Below are 18575 nucleotides of genomic sequence, written 5' to 3' on the forward strand. Positions count from 1 at the left end.
GGAAGACTTTTGGTGGCTCTCATTTAGGGAAAGTAAGAATAAAACAGCTTCCTTTCCCTAATTCAGATTTTACGTTGATACTTCCGTCATGCAAAGCCATGATCTGTTTGCACAGGCTCAATCCGATACCCGAACCGGATGTTTTGGTAGTGAAGAAAGGAACGAAAATCTTATCCAAAACAGTTGGTAGAATTCCCTCACCATTATCAGATATCGCTAATGTCGGGTTGCCTTTAGAGAAAAACTTTATTTGTATTTCTTTATCTGCTTTCCGCTCGCACGTTTCGCGGGCATTTTTTAATAAGTTGATAAGCACTTGCTCTATCTGTGCACGGTCTGCATATAAATATAAATCGGATGCGGGCATTTCGAAATGAATATACTCTTCCGGAAATAATTTCTTTAAGTCCGTAAACAATTCGGCAACAGATACTTTGGTGCGGACAGGTGTCGGAATACGTGTCAGTCGCCGGTAATTCTCCACAAATCCCAATAATCCTTTACTTCTTCTGTGAATAGTCTGCATGGCTTGCAACATGATAGAATACTCCTTTTCTCCGAGTGATTCGGGGATTCCTCTTTCACTTAATGTTTCCGAAAGAGAGATAATAGGAGTGATGGAATTCATGATCTCATGTGTCAATACACGAATCAGCTTTTGCCAGGCTTCCATTTCATTTCGTTCCAGTACGGAATGGATATTCTTTAAACTAATTAGCCGTTGCTTTTTGCTTTGTGTGGCGAACGCACCTTGTGTGACAAATGTGGTGCAGGAAATTGCCATTTCCAGAACGATGCCATTTTGCTCGATGCGAATAATGGATATGTCATTACTGGTAGAAGCCTCTTGAAGAACTTCCGGAAGTTGTGATAGTTGCCCCAGATGAGTGACTGCTGCCTGATTCATCCATTCGATATGCCCGGTTACATCGGTTACGAGTACGGCGGTATCTACTTTATTCAATAAATTCTCGTAATATTGATGCTTGATTTCTTCTGCCAATAGCTTTCCGCGAAAGTCCTTTAATGCATTAGATAGTTCCTGTGCCCACTCATCCATCATTTTATTTTTAAAAGGAGGATGAAGATTCTGCGTTATATCGTTGTATCGGAGTCCATCCGTTAATTGCCGTAATAAGGCGATTTGTTTGAACTGTATTCGGTAGAGATGTATGCCGACGCCTATTAGAAGGAGAATACAGACGGTAGTACTGAACCATAACTGCCTTTGATACAGCAGACAACTGCTAATGGAAAGTAGAAAGATAACTATGATGTGCAGAATTACTTTAAACTCAAATCGTTTCATAAACCTAATTTTTCAAGTTTGCGATATAATGCAAAACGGGTAATTCCTAAATATTCGGCAGCACGGGAGATGTTTCCGTTGCTGATTCGGAGTGCTTTCTCAATGGCCTGTCGTTCTAGTTGTTCGAGATTCAGTACCACTTCTTCCTCTTTTTTCTGTTTGGACGTGGTGTGAAAAAGAAAGTTTTCAGGTTTCAGCATGGAGCCGTCTCCTAAAATTACGGCACGTTCTATCGTATGTTGAAGTTCCCTTACATTTCCGGGCCATGCATATTTCAGCAGTTTGTTTTTGGCTTCCCGGGTCAGTCCGTGTATTTTCTTTTTATATTTACGGGTATAACGGTCCAGAAAGTGATCTGCAAGCAAGATGATGTCATTGCCACGTTCACGGAGTGGAGGTATATGTATTTCAATCGTGTTGATACGATATAATAAGTCCTGACGGAAATTCCCGTCTTCCACCATCTGACGGATATCAGCATTAGTGGCGCAGATTAAACGGACGTCAATGGGAACGGTTTGCGTACTTCCCAAACGACTGATTTGCCTTTTTTCGATGGCAGTCAGTAATTTGGATTGCATAGGAAGTGATAGATTGCCAATTTCATCCAGAAATAAAGTCCCGCTGGTTGCTACTTCCATTCGTCCCGCTTTCGATTTCTTGGCATCGGTGAAAGCGCCTTTTTCGAAGCCGAACAGCTCACTTTCAAACAATTGTTCGGGGATACTTCCCAGGTCGATCGTGACAAAAGGTTTGCCGTATCGTGGAGAACAACGATATATTAGTCGGGCAATCACGTCCTTGCCTGTACCGTTTTCTCCGAGAATTAGTATATTGGCATCTGTATTACTTAGTTTATTTATCGTGGTAAACACTTCCTGCATAACAGATGATTCTCCAATAATATCATTCTCCGAAGTATTCTGACCGCTAAGAACTTCCACTTGTTCTTTCAAAATACTGACTTCCTGTTGTGACTGACGCAATCGCATTCCTGAAGTCAGCGTAGCCAGCAATTTATCCTTTTCCCAAGGCTTGGGAATAAAATCAGTAGCACCAGCTTTGATGGCCCGAACAGCTTTGTCTGTATCTGCATAGGCAGTCATGAAAATAACAATAGCCTGTGGGTCAATCTGCAATATCTGCTTTAGACTTTCAAATCCCTCTTGTCCGCTGATGGCATCCCGGCTGAAATTCATGTCTAATAAGATAAGATCGGGATGAAAGGTGGTCATGAAATACTCGATACGGTCAGGGGTAGTAGCTACTTTTATTTTTTCCGTATAAGGTTCCAGTAACAGGTTGAGAGCAAAGAGCACGTCCTCGTTATCATCTACTATAAGTATCTTTCCTAATTTGTTCACTTCTTCCATATCTTATAATCTATTAGATTCCGGGAGCAAAGATATGGATAAATCTCATGTGTTGTGTGTGCGATTGCGCACTAATTTTGTGCGTATATGCACACACAATCAACTGAATGGATATTGATAAATTGTTGAATGATAGTGATTTATGCAAATGGCACATCTTTTGAATGATGAATAACAAATAAAGACAACGAATGAATCTGAAATTAATCTTCATATATCTCGGACTATTGTCGACAGAATTATTGATTGCTCAAAATCAAATTACAGAGTTATCATTGAAGCAAGTCATAGAAATGGCCCGTATGGAATCTCCCGATGCACAAACGGCACGTCACAGTTTCCGTTCTGCATATTGGAACTATAAATATTATCGTGCCAATTATCTACCGTTTTTAAGTTTGACATCCGATCCGAATCTGAACCGTGCCATTAATAAGATAACGATGGGGGACGGTTCGGTAAAGTTTGTCGAACAAAATTTATTGAATACGGATTTAACCTTGAATCTTTCACAGAATTTATTCTGGACTGGTGGTTCTTTCTTTCTTGAAACCTCTGCTCAACGTATGGATTTATTCAGCGAACATAAATACTCATGGCAGACTTCCCCTATTATGATAGGTTATCGCCAGTCTCTTTTTGGCTACAATAGCCTGAAATGGGATAGACGGATAGAACCTGTACGCTATCAGGAGGCAAAGAAAAGCTACGTAGAGACACTCGAACTCGTATCAGCCAATGCGATTCATAAATTTTTTGCCTTGGCTACTGCCCAAAGCGATTACGATATTGCTTCCTTTAATTATGCCAATGCCGATACACTTTACCGCTATGCACAAGGCCGCTATAATATAGGTACCATCACAGAAAATGAAATGCTACAACTGGAACTCAACCGTCTGACGGAAGAGACGAATCGCATGAATGCCCGTATTGAAATGGATAATTGTATGCAGGAACTCCGTTCTTATCTCGGTATTCACGAAGACCGGGATCTGCGTGTTCTTGTCAGTCCCCAAGTTCCGGATTTCAGTGTGAACCTGAATGAAGCACTGGTTTTAGCTTACGAAAACAGTCCGGACATACAGACGATGGAAAGACGCAAACTGGAAAGTGAGAGTGCAGTTGCGAAAGCCCGTGCCAATGCTGGCCTGAAAGCAGATATCTATCTCCGTTTCGGATTGACGCAGACTGCTGACAAACTGCCCGAAGCTTATCGAAATTTGTTGGACCAGCAATACGTGAGCATCGGCATTTCTCTTCCTATCCTGGACTGGGGGCGTGGAAAAGGACAGGTACGAGTAGCCCGTTCCAATCGTGATTTGGTGTACACACAAGTAGAACAGAGCCGGACAGACTTTGAACTGAACGTCCGTAAACTCGTCAAACAATTCAATCTGCAAACGCAACGTGTCCGCATCGCTGCCCGTACAGATGAAACAGCCCAACGAAGAAGCGAAGTGGCACGCAAACTCTACCTATTAGGTAAATCTACTATTCTTGATTTGAATGCCTCCATTTCAGAGAAAGACAGTGCTCGCCGTAACTATATTTCGGCTTTATATAATTATTGGAGTTTATATTACACACTCCGTAGCATGACACTATATGATTTTGAGCGAAATACGATGCTGACAGAAGACTATCATCTTCTGATTGAATAGAGAACAACGAAAAGTCAGTAAAGAATAGAAATTGAACCATAGCTAGTAGAAACTTGTAAAACACCAGATAATTTCATGGATATAAAATTAGAAAAGAAACCGTGGTACATTCGTTACAGATACTATCTGATAGGAGGGATATTGTTTGTCGCCTTCCTGATTTATGTGATTACTTTGTCTTTAGGTCCCAGAAAACTGCGGATAGATGCCGAAGATATACAGATTGCAGAAGTAAAAGTGTCTAATTTCATGGAATATGTGGACGTGGAAGGGCTCATTCAGCCTATACTAACCATCAAGATCAATACCCGTGAAGCAGGAAGTGTGGAAAGAATTGTCGGTGAAGAGGGAAGTTTGCTTCAACAGGGAGACACTATTCTTGTTCTTTCCAATCCCGATTTGCTTCGTAGTATTGAAGACCAGCGCGACGAGTGGGAAAAGCAAATGATTACCTATCAGGAGCAGGAGATTGAAATGGAACAAAAAAGTCTGAACCTGAAACAGCAAGCCCTTACCAACAACTACGAATTGGAACGCCTGAAAAAAAGCATCGCTCTCGACCGCGAAGAATTCCAGATGGGCGTGAAGAGTAAGGCTCAATTGCAGGTAGCAGAAGATGAATACGGCTACAAACTGAAAAATGCAGCCCTGCAGCAAGAGAGTCTGCGGCATGATTCTGCCGTTACGATGATACGCAAGGAACTGATCCGTAACGACCGGGAGCGGGAACGGAAGAAGTATGAACGTACTTGCGAACGGTTGAATAGTTTGGTGATTACAGCTCCCTTGAAAGGCCAGCTTAGTTTTGTAAAGGTCACTCCGGGGCAACAGGTTTCCTCTGGTGAAAGTATTGCTGAAATAAAAGTATTAGACCAATACAAAATCCACACTTCACTTAGTGAATATTACATTGACAGGATCACCACCGGATTACCGGCTACAGTGAATTATCAGGGAAACAAATATCCGCTGAAAATAACAAAAGTGGTTCCCGAAGTGAAAGACCGTATGTTTGATGTCGATCTTGTCTTTACAGGAGATATGCCCGATAATGTACGAGTTGGCAAGAGCTTCCGTGTGCAGATTGAATTGGGACAGCCGGAGCAAGCACTCATTATTCCGCGAGGCAACTTCTACCAGTCTACAGGCGGACAATGGATTTACAAAGTAAATACATCAAAGACAAAAGCAGTCCGTGTGCCATTGAGTATTGGTCGCCAAAATCCGCAGCAATATGAAATAGTAGAAGGTTTACAGCCGGGAGATTGGGTAATTACAACCGGATATGATACCTTTGGGGATGCAGAAGAGTTGATTTTGAAATAAATGAAAAATAATAAATAGATAAAGCATGAAAACATTGAACTATGCGATACGCTTTTTGTTGCGTACAAAATCATATACTATTATTAATTTGCTCGGGCTGGCCTTTAGTTTAGCTTGCTGTATTATCCTGCTTCGTTATATCCATCGTGAGCTTACGGTAGACATACATTGCATAGATCGTAATCGAGTGTATGGTGTACAGACAACGTTTGAAGGAAATCGCGTATTAAGTGTTGCTGAAATAGGGGATCGGGATAGTGTTTATATTGATAATAGTGGCATGGTGACACGTTCGCGTATCGTGTTGCTCGAAAATGATTATTTGACCTATCAATCAAATCGTATCCCTGTTCATGCTATGGCGGCAGATAGTGCTTATTTTGAACTTTTCCCTTACCATGTGTTACAAGGTTCAGCATCCCTGGAAGATCCGGCATCAGTTTTGTTAATGGAAAGTTTTGCTGAAAAACTTTTCGGCAAACAAAATCCTATCGGAAAGATTTTGACCTATTCGAATGGAAAGGAGATTAGAGTGACAGGCATATTAGAGGAACCAGTTAATAAGCGGATGTTTAATTTTGACTTGGTTCTTTCTTCAAAACTATCATCATTATGGGAGCGTATGCCTTTGGATTTTATTCGTTTTACTTCAGAGACGGAAGTAATGAAAGCCAATAAGGCTGGGAGTTATCCCCGGTTTATCAATCAGGATTCTCGTAGTGGAGATAGTCGGAAATATACTTTCTCTCTTATTCCTGTAAGTGATATGTATTGGGATCAGGCGTTAATTGGTCGATCCGGACCAGACATGCTAGTTAGCGGAAATCGTTCTCAACTATTTATTTTAGGAGGAATTTGCTTGTTGGTATTACTTGCAGGTGTGATGAATTTCATTAATCTTTATTTGGTATTGATGATGAAACGAGGGAAGGTGTATAGCTTGCGGAAAGTTTTTGGAGCTGACAGAAAAGCGTTGTTTAAGCAGATATTCATAGAAAACTTTTTATTGATTGCTGCCTCCATGATAGTAGCCTGGCTCATTGTAGAGGTGACAAATATTTCTATATCATCTATGTTTGGCAGCCAGCTGATGTATACTGCATTTGATGGGATATTATCGTTTTCTATTCTATTGTTTTTGCCTCTGTTAGTATCTATTTATGCGTTTGTGCAGTGCCAGCGTTCTTTGTTGGCCATTTCGATCCAGAAAGTAGGTACAGATAATCGTTCGGTCCGTTCGCGTATGGTATTTCTTTTTCTGCAATATATGATTACTTTCCTGTTGGTGGTATTATCAATCTATTTCGGCAAGCAGCTGAATTTTATGTTGCACACTGATCCAGGTTTCCGTGTAGAGTCTGTTATTCAGGCAAACATGATATACGAATCACGGGATTTTTCGGCTTATACTATGGAGACAATCAAACAACGGCAGAAGAGGATAACTGAAATAGATCAACTAATGAAGAGTTGTCCGGATATCCAATATTGGACGACGGGACATTCATCTATTCTGGGAGCCTATTATTCAACAAACTTTCAAAATGTAAAAGGGGAAACAGTTGCATTGTTGCAGTCTTACGTTACTCCTGAATTCTTTAAAGTTTTCAATCTTGCGTTTGTGGAGGGAAGTCTGCCGGAAATGGATGAAGACTCGAGAAATAGAGTTGCTGTTGTGAATCGTGCTGCATTGAAAGCCTTGGGATATACGCAATGTGAGGGAGCTATGCTAGTTGATGAAAGGATGAAAAGAAATGTTCCGGATTTTCCGGCTCAACCTATTGTTGCTGTAATAGACGATTACTATGACGGACATATTAGTACGGGTATTCATCCGATGGTCTTTATGGTTGGCAGTTATTTAGACGGTGATTTATATCAGATATATTGCCACTCCGGCAAAGAACAGGCAGTTATTGACTATTTGAAAAGTATTCAGAAAAAAGTGTATGGTACAGAGGATTTTAAATATTCTTTGTTGAAGGACGATGTAGCTGAACTTTATAAAAATGATCGCCAGATAGCTTCTGTTTATGCTCTTTTTGCTTGCATAGCTATTGTAATAGTTTGTCTTGGTTTGTTTGGTATTTCATTATTTGACATTAGGCAGCGTTCCCGTGAGGTTGCAATTCGCAAAGTGAATGGAGCATCACTGAAAGATTTATATCTTTTATTAGGACGTAAATATCTCATCATATTAAGCGGGGCTTTTGCAGTAGCTCTTCCATTATCTTGGTATCTGATATATGAATACACAAAGGATTTTGTAGTGAAAGCCCCTATAAGTATAGGAATCTTTTTCATAGCTTTGCTATTGGTTGGTGGTATTTCTTTAGGGACTCTATTCTGGCAAATAAACAAGATCGCATATATTGATCCTGCTAAAATTATGAAAACTGAATGAATTTAAGATATTTATTTTTTAATGATGGAATATTATACTGGGGAAGCATATTTGGAGGAGTAACCTTATTAACAGTAATCACCATTATTTTAAAACTACTGAAGATTGCACGTATCAATCCCGCAGAAGTAATCAAAAACGAATAAAAATATAATTCTAAAACAATACAGTTATGATTAAGACCATTAACTTACAGAAGATTTTCAAAACGGAAGAAGTAGAGACTTGGGCGTTGAATAACGTCAGTATCGAAGTGAAACAAGGCGAATTTGTAGCCATCATGGGGCCCTCCGGCTGTGGTAAGTCAACATTGCTCAACATTTTGGGGCTGCTCGATAACCCGACAGGAGGGGAGTATTACCTGAATGGAACGGAAGTCTCTCGGTATACCGAATCGCAACGTACCAGTCTTCGCAAAGGTGTGATAGGGTTTGTGTTTCAGAGCTTTAATCTGATAGACGAGTTGAATGTATACGAAAACATAGAACTGCCTTTGCTTTATATGGGAATTTCTGCTTCCGAACGGAAAAAGAGGGTAGAGGCAGCTATGGAGAGAATGGCTATTAGTCATCGTAGCAAGCATTTCCCGCAACAACTTTCCGGCGGTCAGCAACAACGTGTTGCTATTGCCCGCGCCGTCGTGGCCAATCCCAAATTGATTCTGGCTGATGAACCGACCGGTAACCTGGACTCCAAAAACGGTAAAGAAGTGATGGGACTGTTGAGCGAACTGAATAATGAGGGAACCACCATCGTCATGGTGACCCACTCACAACATGATGCCGGTTATGCCGACCGCATTATAAACCTGTTTGACGGACAGGTGGTGACTGAAGTTAGTATGTAAACATAAGTTGTCGATAAAGAATATATCATGATAAAACACTATCTGAAAGTAGCCTTTCGCAATCTGATGAAATACAAGATGCAAAGCTTTGTCAGCATCATCGGATTGGCAGTCGGCTTCACTTGTTTCGCACTATCTGCTTTATGGATACGTTATGAAATGACTTATGATAACTTCCATAAAGGATCCGACCGCATTTATATGGTACGTGCGCATTACGCCAATGAGCCCGGTACAAGTAAATTTACTCCATATCCTTTAATGGAATATTTGCAAGATAAAATGCCGGAGATAGAAGCTGCAACCGCTTTTACCCCGCATCATGTAAAATTCCGTTTGGAGGAAACAGAACAGGAGGTCGGAATGATTGACGCAGATTCTGTTTTCATGAACTTTTTTGATATACAATTATTGAAAGGTACTGTCAACTTCCTGAAAAGCGATGGTCAGGAAGTGGCTATCACCAAAGAATTTGCAAAGCGGCTCTTCAGCAAAGAAGAGGATGCATTGGGGAAAGAAGTGGAAGTAGGCAGACGCGTATGTAAAATAGGAGCAATCGTGAGCGGATGGTCGAACCATTCCAATATTCCATATAATATACTGGCTCCGGCAAGACATTCTCCTCGGTGGGGAAGTTCGAATGAGCAGCTATTTATTCGTGTACGCGAAAGAACAGATATAGACGCATTCCGAACAAAAATGAGCACCGTTCACATCAACGATATTGAGAAAGAGAGCGAACTTTCCGATCTGTTGATTACCCGGATGTCAGCTTTGCGCTATTCGGATTATGTAGATAAAGCAGATGTTGTTATCTCTTTCAGTTATATATTCTATTTCTCTTTGGCAGGCGGACTGGTGATTATTTGTTCGTTATTCAATTATTTGACGCTTTTTATCAGTCGCCTTTGTATGCGCAACCGTGAAATGGCACTTCGTAAGGTGAATGGGGCAAGCAATAAAGCCTTGTCTGTACAGTTTGCCATTGAGTTATTGCTGCTTTTATGTATTGCTCTGTTCAGCGGATTGCTGCTAGTGGAGATGAGTATGTCCCGGTTCCTGAACTTTACGCAGATAGAGCCCAGCTCATATTATGGAGAAATCTTGGTATATCTTCTGGCAGTAATTATCCTGTCGTTTCTGTTTACACTGATGCCATTGTCCTATTTTCGTCGTCGAACATTGCAGGAAACGATCAAAGGAAATGTTGCTACTGCCCGTCCGTACTTATTCCGCAGAATAGGTATTATCGTACAGTTGATGGTTAGCCTTAGCTTTATCTTCTGCACGGTTGTCATCATGAAACAACTACATTTCCTGAAAAATACGGATTTAGGTATGGAGCGTCATAATGTAGCTAATGTGGCATTGTGGAATGGAGACATTTATCAATGGGCAGAGAAAATAAAAGCTCTCTCTATGGTAACAGAAACTTTACCTCCTGCGTACTTTCCAATTATTCCAACCGGTCCGATGATGTATGCAGAAATAACAAATTGGGATGGGCTGCCCAAGGTGACAGAAAAAACACTACTTGTTGGCATAATGCCGGCAAAGGAGGAATTCTTTAAGTTTTATGATTTGAAATTACTGGAAGGTGAATTTATATCTGAAAAGAGCCAGCAGAATGAAGTTGTGGTTGATGAAAGTACGTGCCTGAAATTCGGATGGAAACATGCTCTAGGAAAGACTTTCGGCAATAATACCAACAGTCGTCAGGACATTACATACAAAGTTGTCGGAGTGGTGAAAAACTTTAGTTATCGTTCTCCGACAAGCAAGCCAGGACTTATTGCCTTTCAACGCCCCGAAGCACAAGAATATCTCCTGAATCGTGCCGGTATCCTTTTTAAATTCAAAGAGGGGACTTGGAACGAATGTCGTGAAGCTATAGAAAAACTCCACAAAGAAGAATTCCCCAATGCTTACTTACGGTTGTTTAGCGAGGAGGAGGAATATGGTAAATATCTTCGTTCCGAAGATGCACTGATGAAGCTATTGAGCTTCGTGTCATTGGTCTGTGTACTCATTTCCGTATTCGGAATCTTTTCATTGGTCACTCTATCGTGTGAGCAACGTCAAAAGGAGATTGCCATACGTAAAGTAAACGGGGCGCAAATTCGTCATATCTTGCAGATGTTCTTCCGTGAATACCTGCTGTTGCTGGTTATTGCTGCTGTTATAGCCTTCCCAATGGGATATGTGGTTATGAGGCAGTGGCTTGAAACGTATGTGAGACAAACTGTGATTAACGGTTGGGTATATGTAGGGATTTTCGTTGTAGTGGCAGTTATTATTTTACTCTGCATCATCTGGCGCATATGGAAAGCCGCCCGACAGAATCCAGCGGAAGTTATCAAAAATGAATAATAAAATAACAATATCATGATAAAACACTATCTGAAAGTAGCCTTTCGTAATCTGATAAAGTATAAAACACAAAGTCTTGTTAGTATTATCGGATTAGCAGTCGGCTTTACCTGTTTTGCGCTGTCGGTATTATGGATACGTTATGAAATGACGTATGATAATTTTCATGAGGGAGCCGATCGCATTTATCTGGCAGGCAGTAGCTTTCGTCTTTATGGAGACGGATTTACCTATAATTCATCTAGTTTTCTAGCTGATTATTTGGCAAAGAATTGTCCGGAGATAGAGAAAGTATGTCGTATCTTTTATGACTGGAATGAAAAAAAAATTAAGAATGAGGATGTTGAGTTTGTGGTACGACGTATAGAGGTAGATTCAAATTTCATTTCAATGTTCAATATTAAAGTATTGGATGGAGATAACTATCTACAGCTAAAAAAGGATGAAATTGCTATAACAGAAAATACGTCAAAGCGAATATTTGGGAAAGAATCTCCGATAGGTAAACACTTGATTTTAGAGGAAAGTAACGAAGAAAAAATAATCGTTGCAGTTGTAAAGTCATGGGAAGGACACTCTTTGTTTTCATTTGATATATTATTGCCATTTCATGATACAAACCCCAATTGGGGGAACCAACGATGCCAAACGCTTTTTCGTATTTATCCCAACTGTGATATAGAAGCATTGAAACAGAGGTTGTCAGAATATGAAGTACAACAAGATGGTCATAAATATCCAAATTCTACGCTTATTGCTCCATTATCCACATTGCGGAGTAGTCATCCGAGCGAAGATGTGAATGTGAAGTTGAATCATATTTGTCTTTTTGCATGTATTAGTGGTTTGGTTATAATTTGTGGAATATGTAATTATTTAACAATGTTGATAACTCGTATCCGGATGCGTAAACGTGAGTTAGCGTTGAGGAAAGTCAATGGTTCATCAAATGGTGGGTTACTCACTTTACTTCTTACAGAACTTGTCTTATTACTAATTTTATCTTCAGGAATAGGGTTGGTATTGATAGAGCTTATCCTACCCACTTTTAAACGTTTGTCACAAATTGATGAGGGTACTTCATTTTTTTATATTGAAGTATTTGTTTATATACTATCATTGATTGCTGTAACAGTTGGTTTTGCATCTCTGCTTATAAGATATATTAGTAGGCGAACTCTACTTAGTAATATAAACAAGAAATCCAATCTTCATCTCTCCGGCTGGTTTTATAAGAGTAGCATTTTATTTCAGCTGTTTATCGGTATAGGCTTTGTTTTTTGTACTCTGGTAATGATGATGCAACTTCATTTCTTACTAAATACTAGAGAACTTGGAATAGAACGGCATAATGTAGGAGCAGTTGTTTATTGCTCTGAAAATATCCCTTTCAAAGAAATTGTAAGTCAGATACCAGAGGTATCAGAATGTTTGAATGGTTTTCATACACCTATTCCTAAGATGTTTTATTCAATATATAGGGTAAAGGAATGGGATGGAAAGGTCGCTGATAGTGAACAATATATTGAATTGGAAGATGAAACGATTAATCAGGACTATGCCGATTTCTTTGGAGTAGAGGTGTTGAATGGAAGTATGCTGGATGAAAAGGATGGAAAAGATATGGTTGTTATAAATGAAGCTGCTATGAAAGCTTTCGGATGGACACAACCGATTGGAAAGAAAATGGGAAAATTAGGAAAGCAATGTATAGTGAAAGGTGTTATTAAAAATATTTCATATAATGCTCCAATACATCCGGTAGCTCCTGCTATGTTTCATTTACCAGATAGTAGAGACAGAGGAGGTATTATATTCAAAGTGAAAGAGGGAACTTGGAATATTGTTTCTGAAAAGATAAAAGCGGAAGTGAATAAAGTTAATCCAAATGCAGAATTGATGTTGTCTAATATTGAAGAAGTTTACGACGCTTACATGAAATCAGAGAGAACATTGTGCAAACTGTTGAGTGTGGTTTCTGCTATTTGTATATTAATTGCGGTATTTGGTATATTCTCGTTAGTGACTTTATCCTGTCAGCAACGTCGTAAAGAAATAGCTATACGCAAGGTAAATGGAGCCAATATAGGAATAATCTTGAATCTATTCTTTAAAGAATATTTATTTTTACTTGTACTTTCATCGTTCTTTGCTTTTCCGCTAGGATATGCTATGATGAAGCATTGGCTTGAAAATTATATAAAGCAAACACCGATGGAATGGTGGTTATATGCAGTTATATTTATAGGAATGGGCCTTGTCATTTTCTTAAGCATCATCTGGCGCGTGTGGAAAGCCGCCCGGCAAAATCCAGCAGAAGTACTCAAGAGTGAATAAGATAAAATAAAAGTCTGGCACATTGATTTGTGTCAGACTTCATTTTATTCACCCAATAATGAGTGATATATTTTTCGTAGATTATAAAAGATCCAATGCTTTAAATGCCTTAACTAGCTTTTCTACAGCACGGTCTATTTGATCTTTTGTATGAGTAGCCATTAATGCCACACGTACCAAAGTATCTTGCGGTGCACATGCCGGAGGAATAACCGGATTGATGAATACACCTTCATCAAAAGCTAATTTGGTAACCATAAACGTTTTTTCCGTGTCACGTACGTAAAGAGGGATGATAGGTGATTCTGTTGCACCGATTTCAAAGCCAGCTTCACGGAAACGTTTCAATGCATAGTTGGTAGCTTCCCACAATGCTTCAAGTCTTTCCGGTTCATTTTGGATGATGTGGAGAGCTTCGAGAGCAGATGCAGTAGCAGCCGGAGTGTTGGATGCACTGAAAATATAAGTACGTGCGTTGTGACGTAACCAGTTGATGATAGAAGAATCAGCAGCGATAAATCCGCCGATAGAAGCCAGTGACTTGCTGAAAGTACCCATAATCAAATCAACCTCGTGAGTCAGACCGAAATGGTCGCAGACGCCACGTCCTTGTTTTCCGAATACGCCCAAGCCGTGAGCTTCGTCTACCATGATAGTAGCGTTGTATTTATGTTTCAAGCGTACGATTTCGGGCAAGTTTGCCAAGTCACCTTCCATAGAGAACACACCGTCCACTATGATTAGTTTCACTGAATCCGGATTGCACTTTTGAAGTTGCTTTTCCAGGTCCGCCATATCGTTATGCTTGTATTTTAATTGTTGAGAGAAGGAGAGACGACGGCCATCTACGATAGATGCGTGGTCGCGGTCATCGCAAATGATATAATCATTGCGGTCTGTCAAAGCAGGAATAACTCCGGAATTCACCGTAAAACCGGTTGAGAAGCAGAGTGCTTCGTCTTTGCCTACAAAGGCAGCCAGTTCTTTTTCCAACTGAACGTGCAGGTCAAGCGTACCATTCAAGAAGCGCGAGCCTGCGCAACCGGAACCATATTTATGCATGGCGTTGATACCTGCTTCAATCACTCTTTCATCTCCCGTAAGGCCAGTGTATGCATTGGAACCGAACATCAACACTTCGTGTCCGCCCATTTCTACCTCTGTACCCTGCTTTCCTTCTATCTCACGGAAATATGGGTAAACGCCCTGTGCCATAAACTTTTGTGGCAGGTCGTACTTAGCTAACTTCTCTTGTAATAATCCCATGAATTATAATTTTTATACTCATACTCAGATCGTTCGCTGACGATCTTACATCCTTTTATCTTAACAAGTGTTTAAAAACAGGGGGCAAAGATAACAAAATTTGCTTTTATCTGTTCTTTTTAAGAGAAAAAAGTTGCTCTCGTATGATTAGAAACCTCTAACAGATTAAAATTTAAGATATTTATATTACTTTTGTCGTCTACAATCGACAAGAATAGCATGAACGAAAGAATGAAAAAAATAAAATTCGTCGTCAATCCTATTTCGGGAACACAAAGTAAAGAATTGATTCTTAACTTGCTGGACGAAAAAATAGACAAGGCGAGATACTCTTGGGAAGTAGTGTATACGGAAAGAGCCGGTCATGCAGTAGAAATAGCTGCCAAAGCTGCCGAAGAGAAAACAGATATAGTAGTGGCTATCGGTGGGGACGGAACGATCAATGAAATAGCTCGTTCGTTGGTGCATACTGATACCGCACTGGGAATTATTCCCTGCGGATCGGGCAATGGACTGGCGAGGCATCTGCATATACCGATGGAACCGAAGAGAGCATTGGAAGTGCTGAACGAAGGTTGCATGGATGTGATAGATTATGGTAAGATCAACGGTACAGATTTTTTCTGCACTTGCGGAGTGGGATTCGACGCGTTTGTCAGTCTGAAGTTTGCGCATGCCGGTAAACGGGGGCTATTGACTTATCTGGAGAAAACCCTGCAGGAAAGTCTTAAATATGAGCCGGAAACGTATGAACTGGAAACGGAAAACGGAGTCTCCAAGTATAAAGCCTTCCTGATTGCCTGCGGAAACGCGTCGCAATATGGAAACAATGCTTATATCGCACCACAAGCCACTCTGACAGATGGTTTGCTGGATGTGACCATTCTCGAACCGTTCACCGTATTGGACGTTCCTTCATTGGCCTTTCAATTATTCAATAAAACAATCGATCAGAATAGCCGTATCAAGACTTTCCGCTGCAAACAGTTGTGCATCCGCCGGACTACTCCGGGCGTCGTGCATTTTGATGGTGACCCCATGGAAACGGATGCCAATGTAAATATTCAACTGATTCAAAGAGGATTGCGCGTGGTAGTGCCACGAGCATCGGAAAAGGACGCAGCCAATGTGCTCCAAAGAGCGCAGGAATATATGAATGGTATCAAATTGATGAATGAAGCCATCGTCGACAATATAACAGATAGAAACAAGAAAATATTGAAAAAGCTGACAAAGAAAGTCTGATAAAATAACGGATTACTGACACCGAATTACAAATTATTGCGTACTTTTGCGCAGTTTTGGTTCGATCAAAATAAAAACGCGAGTGATAATCGTTTAAATAAAAAATATATGTTTAGAACGCACACATGTGGAGAACTTAGAATCTCTGATGTAAACAAGCAAGTCACGCTGTCCGGATGGGTACAGCGCAGCCGTAAGATGGGAGGGATGACTTTCATTGACCTTCGCGACCGTTACGGAATTACCCAATTGGTTTTTAATGAAGAAATTAATGCTGAACTCTGTGAACGTGCTAATAAATTGGGACGTGAGTTCGTCATTCAAGTGACAGGAACGGTTAATGAACGTTTCAGCAAGAATGCAAACATTCCTACCGGAGACATTGAAATCATTGTTTCCGAACTGAACGTACTAAATACTGCCATGACTCCTCCGTTCACTATCGAAGATAACACGGATGGGGGGGATGATATCCGCATGAAATACCGTTATCTGGATTTACGCCGTAACGCTGTACGTTCCAATTTGGAACTGCGTCATAAAATGACAATTGAAGTTCGCAAATATCTGGATAGTCTGGGTTTCATCGAAGTGGAAACGCCCGTTTTGATCGGTTCTACTCCTGAAGGCGCACGCGACTTCGTGGTGCCGTCACGTATGAATCCGGGACAGTTCTACGCACTTCCGCAGTCTCCGCAGACCTTAAAACAGTTGTTGATGGTTTCCGGTTTCGACCGTTATTTCCAGATTGCGAAATGTTTCCGCGACGAGGACTTACGTGCCGATCGTCAGCCGGAATTTACACAGATCGACTGTGAAATGAGCTTCGTTGAGCAAGAAGATATTATCACTACTTTCGAAGGAATGGCTAAACATTTGTTTAAGACTCTTCGTGGTGTGGAACTGAATGAACCATTCCAACGTATGTCTTGGGCGGACGCCATGAAATATTATGGTAGCGATAAACCGGATTTGCGTTTCGGCATGAAATTCGTGGAACTGATGGATATCATGAAAGGTCACGGATTCTCTGTATTCGATAATGCGGCTTATGTGGGTGGTATCTGTGCCGAAGGTGCTGCGACTTATACCCGCAAGCAGCTGGATGCATTGACCGAATTTGTAAAGAAACCGCAGATTGGTGCGAAAGGAATGGTTTATGCCCGTGTGGAAGCCGACGGAACGGTGAAATCGAGTGTAGATAAATTCTATGCGCAGGAGGTGCTCCAGCAAATGAAAGAAGCATTCGGAGCTAAACCGGGTGATTTGATTCTGATTCTGTCTGGCGACGATGTAATGAAAACACGTAAACAACTTTGCGAGCTTCGTCTGGAAATGGGTGCTCAACTGGGATTGCGTGATAAGAATAAGTTTGTTTGCCTTTGGGTGATTGACTTCCCGATGTTCGAATGGAGCGAAGAGGAAGGACGCCTGATGGCTATGCATCATCCGTTTACTCATCCGAAAGAGGAAGATATTCCGATGTTGGACACTGACCCGGCAGCTGTACGTGCAGATGCATACGATATGGTAATCAACGGTGTGGAAGTTGGCGGCGGATCTATCCGTATCCACGATGCGAAATTGCAGGCGAAGATGTTCGAGATTCTTGGATTCACTCCGGAGAAGGCAGAGGCACAGTTTGGCTTCCTGATGAATGCCTTTAAGTATGGTGCGCCTCCTCACGGTGGTTTGGCATACGGACTCGACCGTTGGGTGTCTTTGTTTGCAGGATTGGATTCTATACGCGACTGTATTGCGTTCCCGAAAAATAATTCCGGACGTGATGTAATGCTGGACGCACCCTCTGCAATCGACCAGAGCCAGCTTGATGAACTGAATTTGATCGTAGATTTGAAAGAGGGCGAGTGAAAGAATCTGTACGCATATTCCGTTTTATAGTCATCGGTACAATGAACGCTTTGATTATGGCGTTGGTTGTATGGTTAATGATGAAAGAAATGTCATTTGACGGCGACTATATGGTGGCTAATATAACAGCGTATCTGATAGCTCAAATCCATAACTTTATCTGGTGCAAATACTGGATATTCCCTGTAGAAAATAAAAAGAATAGTATCTGGAAACAGATACTGCTCTTTTGTTCTGCTTTTGCCGTGGCTTACACCGCACAGTTTTTATTTCTTATCTTATTGGTAGAAGGACTGGACATGAATGAATATCTGGCTCAATTTCTGGGATTGTTTATTTATGGAGGAGCTAATTTCCTAGCCAACAAGAAAATAACTTTTCAATGAAATAGTTATTAAATATAATATATAGAAAGGGCACAGAGTTTTAAATTTAGATTTTGACTCTGTGCCCTTCTTATTTCCTTATTGTAGCAGAGACATTTCCCACATAATAAATATAATAGGGACTGTCTGACAAGTCCCTATTAATAATTTCACCCACGCTATAACTATCTGTAGCG

General features: G+C 40.7%; 12 protein-coding genes. 9 read left to right on the plus strand and 3 right to left on the minus strand.

Going from position 1 to position 18575, the window contains the following annotated elements; all coding sequences use genetic code 11:
• Window positions 1–19: 19 nt before the first annotated feature.
• Window positions 20–1309: a PAS domain-containing sensor histidine kinase gene (locus LPH68_RS16210; RefSeq protein ID WP_120069719.1), complete on the minus strand. Its 1290-nt coding sequence runs from the start codon at window positions 1307–1309 to the stop codon at window positions 20–22.
• A complete protein-coding gene (locus LPH68_RS16215) occupies window positions 1306–2682 on the minus strand; it encodes a sigma-54 dependent transcriptional regulator (protein ID WP_118195232.1) in 1377 nt (458 codons plus the stop codon). The genes LPH68_RS16210 and LPH68_RS16215 overlap by 4 nt, the downstream gene beginning before the upstream one ends.
• 191 nt (window positions 2683–2873) lie before the next feature.
• On the opposite strand from LPH68_RS16215, the gene LPH68_RS16220 reads away from it, so the two are divergent.
• The 6 genes from LPH68_RS16220 to LPH68_RS16245 all read left to right on the plus strand — a co-directional run bounded on the left by LPH68_RS16220 (window position 2874) and on the right by LPH68_RS16245 (window position 13630).
• Entirely contained in the window at window positions 2874–4346 is a 1473-nt protein-coding gene (locus LPH68_RS16220) for a TolC family protein (RefSeq protein ID WP_151923716.1), read from the plus strand.
• A 75-nt stretch (window positions 4347–4421) separates the two neighbouring features.
• A complete protein-coding gene (locus LPH68_RS16225; RefSeq protein WP_004312894.1) occupies window positions 4422–5672 on the plus strand; it encodes an efflux RND transporter periplasmic adaptor subunit in 1251 nt (416 codons plus the stop codon).
• 25 nt (window positions 5673–5697) lie between these two features.
• Complete coding sequence (locus LPH68_RS16230) at window positions 5698–8076, plus strand: ABC transporter permease (protein WP_008640198.1); 2379 nt, start codon at window positions 5698–5700, stop codon at window positions 8074–8076.
• 172 nt (window positions 8077–8248) lie between these two features.
• Window positions 8249–8923, plus strand: coding sequence for an ABC transporter ATP-binding protein (locus LPH68_RS16235; protein ID WP_008640200.1), 675 nt, complete (start codon window positions 8249–8251; stop codon window positions 8921–8923).
• A gap of 27 nt (window positions 8924–8950) precedes the next feature.
• Window positions 8951–11293, plus strand: coding sequence for an FtsX-like permease family protein (locus tag LPH68_RS16240; protein WP_118219893.1), 2343 nt, complete (start codon window positions 8951–8953; stop codon window positions 11291–11293).
• Between the two features lie 15 nt (window positions 11294–11308).
• Window positions 11309–13630: an ABC transporter permease gene (locus LPH68_RS16245; RefSeq protein WP_151923718.1), complete on the plus strand. Its 2322-nt coding sequence runs from the start codon at window positions 11309–11311 to the stop codon at window positions 13628–13630.
• An 81-nt stretch (window positions 13631–13711) separates the two neighbouring features.
• Here LPH68_RS16245 and LPH68_RS16250 read toward each other — a convergent pair whose 3' ends face one another.
• Window positions 13712–14896: an aminotransferase class I/II-fold pyridoxal phosphate-dependent enzyme gene (locus LPH68_RS16250; protein WP_004312889.1), complete on the minus strand. Its 1185-nt coding sequence runs from the start codon at window positions 14894–14896 to the stop codon at window positions 13712–13714.
• A gap of 219 nt (window positions 14897–15115) precedes the next feature.
• Between LPH68_RS16250 and LPH68_RS16255 the strand changes: the two genes are divergently transcribed.
• The 3 genes from LPH68_RS16255 to LPH68_RS16265 all read left to right on the plus strand — a co-directional run bounded on the left by LPH68_RS16255 (window position 15116) and on the right by LPH68_RS16265 (window position 18399).
• Window positions 15116–16141 carry a diacylglycerol kinase family protein gene (locus LPH68_RS16255; protein WP_004312888.1) on the plus strand — a complete coding sequence of 342 codons (1026 nt, stop codon included), beginning with the start codon at window positions 15116–15118 and terminating at the stop codon, window positions 16139–16141.
• 108 nt (window positions 16142–16249) lie between these two features.
• On the plus strand, window positions 16250–18013 hold the full coding sequence (gene aspS / locus LPH68_RS16260) for an aspartate--tRNA ligase (RefSeq protein ID WP_008022394.1): 1764 nt from the start codon (window positions 16250–16252) through the stop codon (window positions 18011–18013).
• Window positions 18010–18399: a GtrA family protein gene (locus tag LPH68_RS16265; RefSeq protein ID WP_009041050.1), complete on the plus strand. Its 390-nt coding sequence runs from the start codon at window positions 18010–18012 to the stop codon at window positions 18397–18399. The genes aspS and LPH68_RS16265 overlap by 4 nt, the downstream gene beginning before the upstream one ends.
• The last annotated feature ends 176 nt before the right edge of the window (window positions 18400–18575 follow it).

It is taken from the genome of Bacteroides sp. 1_1_30 (assembly GCF_020982715.1).
GTDB lineage: Bacteria > Bacteroidota > Bacteroidia > Bacteroidales > Bacteroidaceae > Bacteroides > Bacteroides xylanisolvens.

Excerpts from the sequence above, each read along its gene's own strand:
- LPH68_RS16210 (WP_120069719.1), bottom strand. The coding sequence starts at position 1,309 with ATGAAACGATTTGAGTTTAAAGTAATTCTGCACATCATAGTTATCTTT.
- LPH68_RS16215 (WP_118195232.1), bottom strand. The coding sequence starts at position 2,682 with ATGGAAGAAGTGAACAAATTAGGAAAGATACTTATAGTAGATGATAAC.
- LPH68_RS16220 (WP_151923716.1), top strand. The coding sequence starts at position 2,874 with ATGAATCTGAAATTAATCTTCATATATCTCGGACTATTGTCGACAGAA.
- LPH68_RS16225 (WP_004312894.1), top strand. The coding sequence starts at position 4,422 with ATGGATATAAAATTAGAAAAGAAACCGTGGTACATTCGTTACAGATAC.
- LPH68_RS16230 (WP_008640198.1), top strand. The coding sequence starts at position 5,698 with ATGAAAACATTGAACTATGCGATACGCTTTTTGTTGCGTACAAAATCA.
- LPH68_RS16235 (WP_008640200.1), top strand. The coding sequence starts at position 8,249 with ATGATTAAGACCATTAACTTACAGAAGATTTTCAAAACGGAAGAAGTA.
- LPH68_RS16240 (WP_118219893.1), top strand. The coding sequence starts at position 8,951 with ATGATAAAACACTATCTGAAAGTAGCCTTTCGCAATCTGATGAAATAC.
- LPH68_RS16245 (WP_151923718.1), top strand. The coding sequence starts at position 11,309 with ATGATAAAACACTATCTGAAAGTAGCCTTTCGTAATCTGATAAAGTAT.
- LPH68_RS16250 (WP_004312889.1), bottom strand. The coding sequence starts at position 14,896 with ATGGGATTATTACAAGAGAAGTTAGCTAAGTACGACCTGCCACAAAAG.
- LPH68_RS16255 (WP_004312888.1), top strand. The coding sequence starts at position 15,116 with ATGAACGAAAGAATGAAAAAAATAAAATTCGTCGTCAATCCTATTTCG.
- aspS (WP_008022394.1), top strand. The coding sequence starts at position 16,250 with ATGTTTAGAACGCACACATGTGGAGAACTTAGAATCTCTGATGTAAAC.